5 protein-coding genes are annotated in these 11,340 nt (G+C 43.2%); all 5 read left to right on the forward strand.

All coding sequences use genetic code 11. From position 1 onward, the window contains the following. The first annotated feature begins 123 nt into the window (after positions 1 to 123). The 5 genes from Q8S11_RS05885 (at position 124) to Q8S11_RS05905 (ending at position 11,031) form a co-directional block, all read left to right on the forward strand. The gene (locus tag Q8S11_RS05885) at positions 124 to 3,099 is read left to right on the forward strand and encodes a PVC-type heme-binding CxxCH protein (RefSeq protein ID WP_305661150.1); all 2,976 of its coding nucleotides are present in this window, start codon (positions 124 to 126) and stop codon (positions 3,097 to 3,099) included. Between the two features lie 609 nt (positions 3,100 to 3,708). Then, on the forward strand, positions 3,709 to 5,247 hold the full coding sequence (locus tag Q8S11_RS05890; protein ID WP_305661151.1) for a N,N-dimethylformamidase beta subunit family domain-containing protein: 1,539 nt from the start codon (positions 3,709 to 3,711) through the stop codon (positions 5,245 to 5,247). 80 nt (positions 5,248 to 5,327) lie between these two features. Then, a complete protein-coding gene (locus Q8S11_RS05895) occupies positions 5,328 to 6,923 on the forward strand; it encodes a N,N-dimethylformamidase beta subunit family domain-containing protein (protein ID WP_305661152.1) in 1,596 nt (531 codons plus the stop codon). 96 nt (positions 6,924 to 7,019) lie between these two features. Then, the gene (locus Q8S11_RS05900) at positions 7,020 to 10,175 is read left to right on the forward strand and encodes a PVC-type heme-binding CxxCH protein (RefSeq protein ID WP_305661153.1); all 3,156 of its coding nucleotides are present in this window, start codon (positions 7,020 to 7,022) and stop codon (positions 10,173 to 10,175) included. Positions 10,176 to 10,206: 31 nt separating this feature from the next. Then, a complete protein-coding gene (locus Q8S11_RS05905) occupies positions 10,207 to 11,031 on the forward strand; it encodes a DUF1080 domain-containing protein (protein WP_305661154.1) in 825 nt (274 codons plus the stop codon). Positions 11,032 to 11,340: the final 309 nt, after the last annotated feature.

Genomic DNA, 11,340 nt, shown 5'->3' on the forward strand with positions numbered 1-11,340 from the left:
CATCTCATATCTCCTTTCTCATAAAATAGTATATTACATCTCAAGAAAAGTACCATAATTCCATTGCACAAGAAATTATATTTGATCAGCACATTTATCTTCCAGAATTTTATATAAAATACAATGAATAGATTTCCCTACAAACGATACCGGATTATTGGATTGTTACTGATAGTTCTAACTATTACCATAGCTGCCTTACAACCTGATCCGCGTGCTGATCGCCTGAAAAAGGCATTGGATAGTTTTCAGATTGAGCCAGGAATGCGTATCGACCTGATTGCCGCTGAACCGCTGGTTATCGATCCGGTGGCACTTGCATTTGATGAAAATCGCCAGATGTATGTTGTTGAAGACCGGGGATATCCTGATCCTGTGGAAGGGGGTTCTACGACCACGCTCGGTCGGGTAGCCCTGTTAAAAGACACCAATGGGGATGGCATTTATGACAAACGAACTGAATTTGCTACCGGTTTAACCTATCCAAATGGTCTGATGCCATGGAAAGGAGGTGTTTTTGTAACCTGTTCACCAGATATTTACTATTTAAAAGATACTGATAACGACGGGATTGCCGATATTAAGAAGGTAGTCCTTACCGGTTTTTTTGCAACTCAAACCGCACAGATCAGAATGAGTCACCCAACAATGGGTTTAGATGGCTGGATCTATGTCACAGCCGGACTGAATGGAGGGGAGGTGACCTCTCCTGACCACCCTAACCGTCCTGCGGTATCATTTAAGCAGACTGATGGCCGCTTTAATCCCGAAACTTTTGAGTTTCAGGTTACAGGTGGAAAAAGCCAGTTTGGATTGACCTTTGATGCTTATGGACGTCGATTCGGTTGCTCAAACAGGCACCCGATTATGCATTCTGTCATGGAACCCTGGTTTCTCCGCAGGAATGCTAATCTTCTCTTCAATGAAACTGTGCAAAATGTTTCAAAGGTGGAGGCTGAAGCAACTGTTTATCCGATAAGCAGGTCGGTTACCAGTGCTGATTTTATCCCAAAACTGATCGGCCGTTCGCATGCAGGAACTTTTACTGCTGCCAGTGGATTGATGGTTTTTAATGGAACCGGCCTTACAACTGCACATCAGGGCAATATTTTTATCTGTGAATCAGCACAGAATCTGATCCAAAGACAGATTGTTTCACCGGAAGGAGTCTCTTTCAAATCCAAAACACCATATGAAGGCAGGGAATTCCTCTCCTCATCAGATGAATGGTTCCGTCCGGTTTCTCTTCAGCATGGCCCGGAGGGGGCACTTTACCTTGCAGATATGCATCGTAAGGTTATTGACCATCCATCCTATGTACCGGAAGAAGCCAGGCCGGGTTTGGATTGGGAAAGCGGAAAGACAGATGGAAGAGTTTACAGGATTGTACGGAAAGATTTTGTTCAAAAGAAATATGATAACCGAACAGGATTAAGTTCAAATTCAAAAACAGCAGATTTGGTTAAGTTTTTGGCCTCAGTAGAGGAGTGGGAACGATATACTGCCCACCGGCTGTTGCTGGAGCGCAAGGATAAAAAAGCGGTTCCTTTGTTAAAGAAAATTGCTGTTGAATCTGTTTTGCCGGAAAGTCGTGCCCGTGCGGTTTGGTTACTCAGCTCACTGGAATCCCTGGATTTGCTTACGTTAAAAAAGGTATTGGCAGATAGGGAAGCCGGAGTCCGTGAGCAGGCTGTTTTATTGGCAGGTGATATGTTTCAAAAACACCCTGATCTGATACAATCGATCGTATCTTCTTCAAATGACGAGGCTATTCGCGTTCGTTATAACAGTGCCCTGGTTTTAGGTTCAATGGAAGGACCGCAGGTTGTTCAGGCATTGGCTAAGGTAGCCGCAAGGGATGGAGCCGATAAGTGGTTCCGTGCTGCCGTACTAAGTGGTATCGAAAAGCGTATGCCTGAATTTTTAGCAGCTTTCAGGGATCAGAAAAATGCAGAACCGGTGGCATTTGCTTCGGTAATGAAGGAGTTGGGACGATTGTTCGGAAACGGTGGTACTGCTGAAGACGGCCGCGTACTTATAAAGGAGGTTCTGGCAACCAATGGTGATACGGAATGGAGAATCGCTACAATCCTTGGCCTAGCCGAAGGTGTTAGTGGAAGGGCAAAGGATTTTGGAGCATCCCCGAAAGGCTTATTATATGCCATTCTGGGAAATAATGCTTCGGGTTCTGATATTTCGGCTCTTGATAATTTTGTAAACAAAGCACTTGCTATAGCCGGAAATCAGTCTGAAAATACCAGACTAAGGACATCAGCAACCGCTTTATTGGGCTATACAGATTTTGGACGAAGTCATTCTGCACTTCAGAAATTGATGGTTCCCAGTACTGCGCCCGAATTATTACTGGAAGCTATATCCTCTTTCACACGCCTGGATGATGCACGGGGGGCAGCGGTTTTATTGGAGAAAAAGACATGGTCTGCATACACGCCCAGGATAAAATCTGCAGTAGTGGCTGCAGTAGTTTCAAAGCCCGCTTTCATCAATGAATTGTTCCTGGCAATTGAAAAAGGTACAATTAGCGGAGCCGAATTATCTTCTGCCGATAGGATGCGTCTGATATCAGACAAAAATGCCGATATCAGCAACCGTGCGAAGTTATTGTTCAAAGAGCTGGAGGGGGGCAACAGGATGGCGGTTTACCAGGAATATCGTCAGGCACTTACAGCACAGGTTGATGCAAAATTGGGAAAGGCAGTTTATCAGAAAGCTTGTTCTGCCTGTCATACCTATCAGAACGAAGGAGGCAAAGTAGGTCCGGATCTGACTGGTGTAAAAAACCAGCCTGCTGATGCCTTGTTACTTCACATACTGGTTCCAAATTATGAAGTATTACCAGCTTACCAGTCGATATCGATCAGTACGAACGATGGCCGTTCCTTTTCAGGCTGGCTTGTTTCTGAAAATGAGAATAGTTTAACCCTTCGTACAACATTTGGTACGGATGAATCAATCCTGAGAAGAAATATTTCATCACTTAGTAATTCAGGACTTTCACTGATGCCTGACGGACTAGAACAAGGAATTAGCAAAGATGAAATGGCAAAATTAATTGCTTACCTGAAGGGAGGGGTATAGGGCCTGAAATTTAGCTTTTTTTCTAAATTTTTCGATATGGGATTAAATAGTGTCCGGTAATTAGATTTTTTCTGATGTGTAGTATTATTAAATTCAGTTGGTTATTACGACCCAAAATGGGTCGCATGTTTATAGAATATAGTCTTTGAGTTGATTTCGGGTAATGTCATTATTTAAGGGGCAGGAGGTTCTGGCCTTCACCAGAATGACAATATTTTATTTTAATAGTGGAGGAGATCCTGAATTCGTCAGGATCGTAATACCCAACTTAATGTCATTGCAACTTCGGGGTCGGTAGAATAGGGGTAAAATCCGTCCTATAAACATTTGGCCACCTATCGGGGTCATTTAATCCTGGCTTAAATGGGGGTTTGCTGTTAGAAATATTTGTACAAACTTGATCAAGGGAAAGAAAAGAAAATTTTAACTGGATTTAGATTTTAGCCAGATATTAATTATTTAGGATTAATAAAATTAGCATAATTTAACCTTTAAATAAATCTGCCTCCCCTGATGATAGCGATAAACTGCTCATCAGGGGAAAGGTAGAATGTTTGGATGTAAAATTTTATATAGGATGATTTACACGGTGGCCCAATAATTAACAGAATGAAGAAACATACTAATCATATATCGCGACGGAAATTGCTCATTGATGCTGCCCGAACAGGATTAGCAGCAGCGCTTATACCTTTGTCAGGCTTTTCTGATACAAGTCAGGAAAGAAGAGGTCTGATTGAGGCTGAGAACAAAAAGCCCGGTTCAACAGATTGGCAGCTTACCCGTGTTCGTCCTGACAAGGATGGTCAGCGTTGCCCTTCCATTGAAGGATATTGTTCAAAGCAAAGCCTTAAAGCAGGAGAATCCATTGATATTATGGTTTCAACAGATCAGAATATAAAATTTGAGATCGAGATCTTCCGGACCGGTTATTATGGTGGTTGCGGGGCCCGCTTAATGAAGAAAATGGGCCCTTTTGAGGGGTATTCACAGCCTGTGCCTAAACCCGGACTAAAAAGTCTGCATGAATGTAAATGGAAGCCCTGTACTTCCATTACTATTCCGGATGATTGGTTGAGCGGAGTTTATCTGGGTCGCTTAACAACTTTGCCGGGGGATGAGAATGTTCCTTACTGGCAGAGTTATATTATTTTTATTGTTCGTGATGACCGTCCTGCCGATGTCCTTTTTCAATGTTCTGATAATACATGGCAGGCTTATAACCGATGGCCAAATAATTATTCAGTTTACACCCATCCAAAAGGTGTTGAAGGCCCATGGGCTGATGTCAGCTTTGATCGGCCCTATGGACGACAATCCCAGTATACCGGTGTGGTAAATGACCCTCTTTCCTTTGGTTCCGGTGAATTTCTTTCACTTGAGCAACCATTAACCTATTTTCTTGAACAGCATGGATATGATGTAAGTTATTGTTCTAACAGCGATATGCTTTCCCCTGAGCGGGGGCTAAAGTGTAAATCTTTTATAAGCGTTGGTCATGATGAGTATTGGGATATCCGCCAGTATAACAGCGTAGTAAAGATGCGTGATGAGGGGGTTAATCTTTTATTTTTATCCGGAAATTCAGTCTGTTGGGTATCCCCGTTCCGGGCAAATAGCAATGGTCAGGAAAACCGGATAATTTTCAGGGGAGGCCCTTACGGAGCACAAAACAAATATGCTGTTGATCGCGAGAATTTAAACGGACCATTTCCTGAGCGTGGTCCTGATGAAGGCTTCTTAATGGGTGTTCGCAATATTGATCCTATTACAGGTGGTGGCGACTGGATCATCACCAAACCGGAACACTGGATGTTTAAGGATACAGGTATCAAAAAGGGCGATCGAATTCCCGGGCTTATTGGCTGGGAATATATGGGAGAACCGGCTCCAATTCCGGGACTTGAGATCGTTGCAGAAGGCACTGCATGGAGTGGTGGGGTCAAACCCCAAAGGTGGAATTCGACAATTTATACCGCCCCAAAAGGGAATATTGTATTCAGTGCCTCAACTATTTTCTGGGCACAGGCTTTAAGCATGCCGCCGGGGCATACCCTGCCATGGTCGCACTGGAGCCGTCCGCATGGCCCTGACAAACGGGTTCAGCAAATTATGCATAATTTATTGCGTAAATCAGGAGCTTCATAATTGGTTTAAACACTGATTAAATTATTTGAAAATGAGTACCAATAAGTGTTTATCAATTATGATCTTGCATTGCAAATACAATGAAGAAATCAAAGAATAAAATAAGTCGCCGGGATGTTCTTAAAGGGGCTGCACATGCAGGATTGGCGGCTGCATTCCTGCCCTTGTCCGGTTTCTCTAATATTAGTCAGCAAAGAAGCAACCTGATAGTAGCCGAGAATAAAAAGCCGGGCACGACAGACTGGCAACTTACTTTTGTTAAATCAGAGCAATTACGCTCGAAACTAATTGAGGGCTACTGCTCAAAAACAAGTGTTCGCTCAGGTGAGACTCTCGATATATTCCTAAATGCAGCTTCTCAAACAGATATTAGTATTGATATCTACAGGATGGGCTATTATGGCGGTAAAGGTGGTCGGTTTGTGAAAAAAATGGGGCCATTTCCAGTAAGCCCACAGTCTGTACCTCCAATTGCTGAAAATCGATTACGTCAATGTGAATGGGAGAGTACCACATCCTTACAAATACCCCGGGATTGGCTCAGTGGTGTTTATCTTGGAAAACTATCCTGCTCTACTCATCGCTATGAAAGCTATATTATTTTCATAGTACGTGACGACCGGAAGGCAGATATCATGTTTCAAACAAGTGATAATACCTGGCAGGCTTACAATAAATGGCCAGATACCTTCTCTCTTTACGATAGTGACCCTCCACTGCAGCCACTCAGCGGAAGAACCTGGGCGAGCTTCAACCGCCCCTATTCGAAATATCCGCAGGTAGTAGACCAGCCCTTGTCTCAGGGATCAGGAGAGTTTTTGCTTTGGGAATATTCATTATGTTTCTGGCTCGAACAGCAGGGCTATGACGTAACCTATTGCTCCAATATTGACACACATACAGATCCCTCAGGGCTTGACCGTGTGAAATGCTTCCTTTCTGTCGGACATGATGAATACTGGACTCTTAAGATGTTTGAGAATGTTAAAAGTGCAGTGCAGCGTGGGCTAAGTGCTGCATTTTTATCAGGCAATTCATTGATGTGGGTTATTGATCTTAAGCCGGCACTCGCTGTAGATACTGCAAATCTCGATGCAGCTTCGGGTTTGAGTAAGGCAGGTGTTGGACGGGTGTCATTAAAACCAGATGCATCGGGTGATCCCAACCGGACAATTTATCGAATCGGACGTTTTGGAGGCTTTAGTGAAGCCGAGAAAAAACTTGGAATTATGGGGCCTTTTGCAAAAGATGACTGGCCAAATGAAAATACCCTCATTGGTGCCCGGACAATGTACCCTTTCAATGGTTCTGCTGATTGGATCGTTAGTAAGCCTGATCACTGGATTTTTGAGGGAACCGGTATGCGTAAAGGGGATAAGATACCCGGGCTGGTGGGTTGGGAGCATCATGGCGATCCGGCTAAAATACCCGGCTTGGAGGTTGTGGCTGAAGGTACTACAACTAATGGGGCAGAACAAAAATCTTATTATACAGCTACAGTTTATCCCGGACCAAAAGGGAACTGGGTTTTTAATGCTGCAACGATCTATTGGTCTTTTGGGCTTGCTGTCCCACCCGGTGTAATTACACCGAATTCACACTTTGGCCGTCCGCATGGAGTGGATGAACGGGTGCAAAAAATTACTGCTAATTTTTTAAAACAATGTGGTATTTAGTCTTTTTCAGAAGATGAAAAAAGCAAACAAGAAACATCTTATAGCCTGAAAAAAGTATATACCAGTAATTATTTACATTTTTATTTAGAATTATCCATGCGATATTTTTCATTACCGTTTAAAAACAAGTACAAAAGACCAATAGGTTTTATCCTGGTAGGTTGTGCTGTTTTGTTTTTTATTGCCAGCAAAGAAAAGACAATTGTTGAAACAGAATTAGATGGATTAAAAGTGCCGGAAGGCTTTACCATCGAGCGCGCAGTTGATCCTTCTATGCTTTCTTATCCGATGTTTGCCTCCTTCGATGGTCAGGGCAGGCTCTTTGTTTTCGAGTCGGATGGGAGTTCTCCTACCAACCAGGAAATGTTAAATAAACCACCCTATCATATCCGCCTCCTGGAAGATACAGATGGTGATGGTATTTTTGACAAAAGCAAAATATTTGCTGATTCCCTTACTTTTCCGAAAGGTGGGGTATTCTATAATGGCAGTCTTTATGTGAGTTCTTCCCCGGATCTGATACGTCTTACTGATACTGATGGCGATGGTGTTGCAGATAAGCGTGAAGTTATACTCACTGGTTGGGTACTGAATTCTAATGCGGCATTATTGGGCGGGCCATTTATGGGTCCTGACGGATGGCTGTACCTGACTGATGCCCGGCGTGGATTTGATATTACTACTAAAGAAGGTGAGAGCCTTAAAGGAGGATCTGCACGCATCTGGAGATGCAGGCCTGATGGTTCGGGTTTGGAAGCTATGGCTGGTGGTGGTTATGATAATGCGATCGAAATAGCATTTATGCCTTCGGGTGAAACGGTTGGTACGATGACCTATTTTGTGAATCCGGAAGGTGGGATGAGAGATGCATTGATGCACTGGGTTGAAGGTGGGGTATTCCCGAAATCAGGGCCTGTTATCCAGCAGGATAAATTCAAAATGACAGGCGATCTGATGCCAGTAATGACTAAAATGGCCCGGGTGGCTCCATCCGGCTTAATGCGTTACCGGGGCTCTGCATTAGGTAAAGAATACAGCACCAATATTTTTAGTGCTGAATTTAATACCGGACGGATCATGCGTCACCAGGTTAGTGCTGAAGGAGCTTCATACAAAACTGTAGATGAACCATTTATAACTTCTACGGTACAGGATATTCATCTTACCGATGTACTTGAGGATGCCGATGGAAGTATGCTGGTCTTAAATACCGGAGGCTGGTTTATATTAGGATGTCCTTTATCGCGGGTGGCTAAAATGGATGTAAATGGAGGCATATACCGGATCAGAAGAACAGGATCAGCAAAAATTTCGGATCCATGGGGAAAGAAACTGAACCTAAAATCAATGCCGGTTCAGACTCTGGCGGCGACCATTAAAGATCCAAGGCTGGCAGTTCGTGATAATGTGATTGAAAGCCTGGTTGAAAAGGGTGAATCTGCAGTTTTGCCAATAAAAAATACCTTGCTCCGCTCTGAAAATGAAGAGATTCGTGCAGCAGGGGTATTTGCACTTTACCGGATTGGTACCCCCAATGCGATAAAAGAAGCACGTTTAGGTCTGAACGATGCCAGCATGGTTGTCAGAACTTCTGCAGCCCGTGTGATGGGTCTTGCAAAAGATAAAGCATCCGTAGATAAACTGATTGAACTGGTTCAGAAAGATAAACCTTCCGTTCGCCGGCAGTCAGCAACAGCTCTTGGACAAATTGGAGATCAGCGTGCTGTTACAGCACTTTTAAATGCTGCTGTAACAAATAAGGATCGTTTTGTAGATCATGCTATCATCTATTCACTGATAACACTCAAGAGTACTGCACCTTTGATAGCTGCCTTAAAGAACCCTTCTTCAATTGTAAGGAAATCAGCGCTTATTGCACTTGATCAAATGGATGGATCCATCTTAACAAAGGAAAATCTGGTTCCTTTTTTGAACAGTAATGATCCGGAATCAAGGAAAACAGGTATTTGGGTAGCTTCCCATCGTCCGGAATGGTCGGATATAGTTATTGACTTTCTAAAAGCCCGATTGGCTGTCTCAAATCTTTCAGAAAGTGATAATACAGATGTTCGTGACCTGATGATCACCTTCAGTGATAATAAGCCTTTGCAGCAGTTTTTGGGAGAACAACTCGGAGACCAGGCCAGCCCGGCAGCAAGGCAGACTTTATTAATTGATGTAATAACCCACTCACCGGTAAAGGAGATTCCGGCAATCTGGATTCAGCAATTGGGTAAATTGCTTGATAATGGGACAGTGGAAATTAAATCACAAATACTCGGACTGATTGAAGCGAGAGGGATTAAGGCCTTGAATGAACAATTGAAAATGATTGTCCAGAATCCGGCTACTTCAGCCGACTTCAAATTGAAAGCACTCAGTTCTAAACTTCTTTCTGAACCAAATCTTTCGGATAGGGAGTTTCAGATGGTCCTCAATTATTTAGATAGTAAAAACGAATCACCTATCCGGCAAATGGCTGCTCGTTTGCTTGCAAAAGCGAAGTTAAAGGATGATCAGCTTATTAAGTTAGCGAAGGAGCAGCTTGCTAAAGCCGATGTTTTCCTGATGCCAAATCTGGTGGCGGCTTTTGGAACAGCTAACAATGCAGATGTAGGTGCCGCATTGGTAGCTGCCCTTGGAAGTTCTGCCGACCGCTTAGACAATCTCTCAGAGCAGGATTTAAAATCATTGCTCAATAAATATCCCCAGAACATAAAAACTTCTGCCGAACCTTTGATTGTAACATTAACTGAAAGGAATGCTGCCCGCCTCACCGAACTTCATGCAGTAGAAGCCCGCTTAAGCAGGGGCGATGTCGCGCAGGGGGCAAAGCTATTCTTCGGAAAAGGAATTTGTTCTTCATGCCATGCGGTTGCAAATAAAGGCGGGAAATTTGGGCCTGATTTGACAAATATTGGTCAGATCCGTTCAAGTCATGATATCCTTGAAGCTATTTTATATCCGGGGGCAAGCTTTGCCCGGGAATATGAAACCAGCAAGGTGATTACAAAATCTACTACTCATGTCGGTGTCATTAAAGAGCAGTTCCCTGATGCCATAACTATTGAAATTGGCCCCGGAATCATTATACGTGTTCAGCGTTCTGAAATTACAGGGATTGAACCGATGAGCTTATCCATGATGCCTCCCGGACTTGATAAACAATTAACATCAGAAGAACTGTCAGACCTGATGGCATACCTAAACTCGCTTCCCGATGGATTGGGGACGATCAGAGCTAAGAATTAAAAAATTGAATTAAACACTATATAAAAATAATATGAAAAGAACACTTTTGGTTTCTATTGCCCTGATTTCCTCCCTGATAATCTCGGGGGGCTGCGGTACTGTAAAAACAAATTCAAGTCAGGTAAAAACTGACCAATCTAAGGCAATCAGCCTGTTTAATGGCAAAGATCTTACGGGCTGGTACACTTTTGTTAAAGGCCGCGGTACAGGCATTGATCCAAAAAATGTATTTACTGTCGAGGATGGTTTGATTAAAATTTCCGGTGAGGAGTATGGCTGTATTACCACCAATGAGGAATACAGTGATTATAAACTAATTGTAGATTTTAAATGGGGCCCCAGAACCTTTGCGCCGCGAATAGATAGGGCGAGAGACAATGGTATACTCTTGCACTCAACCGGTGAAGACGGTGGTTATTCGGGAACCTGGATGTATTCTATAGAATGTCAGATTATTGAAGGTGGTACCGGAGATTTCCTTGTAGTAGGAGATGGGACTGATAAATTCTCCCTGACAAGTAACGTGGCTCCTAAAAAACCGGGAGGTGGTAATGTTTACATGCCGGGTGGGCAGCCTTTGACCATTAATAAAGGTCGTATCGATTGGTTTGCACGTGATCCGAACTGGAAAGATGTTTTGGGCTTTAGGGGTGAAAAGGATGTTGAAAAAGAAGTGGGTAAATGGAATAGAATTGAATGTATTGCTGATGGAGATAATCTGACAGTTTACCTGAATGGCGTATTGGTCAATCAGGCCTATCGTGTAAAACCTAGCAGGGGTAAGATCCAGATCCAGTCTGAAGGTGCAGAAATGTTTGTCAGGAAGGTTGAACTTATTCCTCTGGCTGCAAAATAGAAGGATTCAGACTTACCTCTAGATTAGCAAATTAGAGAATGAGCAAATCACTAGTGTCCGGTGAAAGTTTTTATTAAGGTTTAGCCCGGCAGCAGAATTGAAACTCTTGCCATATTTAGGAAGAGGGTATTTTATTAATGATTGTTTATTTTAATCTCGGGTATAGAAGTATCGCTCAATAGGGCCCGCCTTTAGGCGGGTTGTAATCGGCGTGATTAATTCGGGCTTCAGCCCCACATATAGCAGGTTAGAAAATAACGTAAACCGGTGCTTCAGCGCCGACAACATTTAATCGGGCTGAAGCCCGAT

This window comes from Daejeonella sp., assembly GCF_030695525.1.
GTDB lineage: Bacteria > Bacteroidota > Bacteroidia > Sphingobacteriales > Sphingobacteriaceae > Daejeonella.

Excerpts from the sequence above, each read along its gene's own strand:
- Q8S11_RS05885 (WP_305661150.1), top strand. The coding sequence starts at position 124 with ATGAATAGATTTCCCTACAAACGATACCGGATTATTGGATTGTTACTG.
- Q8S11_RS05900 (WP_305661153.1), top strand. The coding sequence starts at position 7,020 with ATGCGATATTTTTCATTACCGTTTAAAAACAAGTACAAAAGACCAATA.
- Q8S11_RS05895 (WP_305661152.1), top strand. The coding sequence starts at position 5,328 with ATGAAGAAATCAAAGAATAAAATAAGTCGCCGGGATGTTCTTAAAGGG.
- Q8S11_RS05890 (WP_305661151.1), top strand. The coding sequence starts at position 3,709 with ATGAAGAAACATACTAATCATATATCGCGACGGAAATTGCTCATTGAT.
- Q8S11_RS05905 (WP_305661154.1), top strand. The coding sequence starts at position 10,207 with ATGAAAAGAACACTTTTGGTTTCTATTGCCCTGATTTCCTCCCTGATA.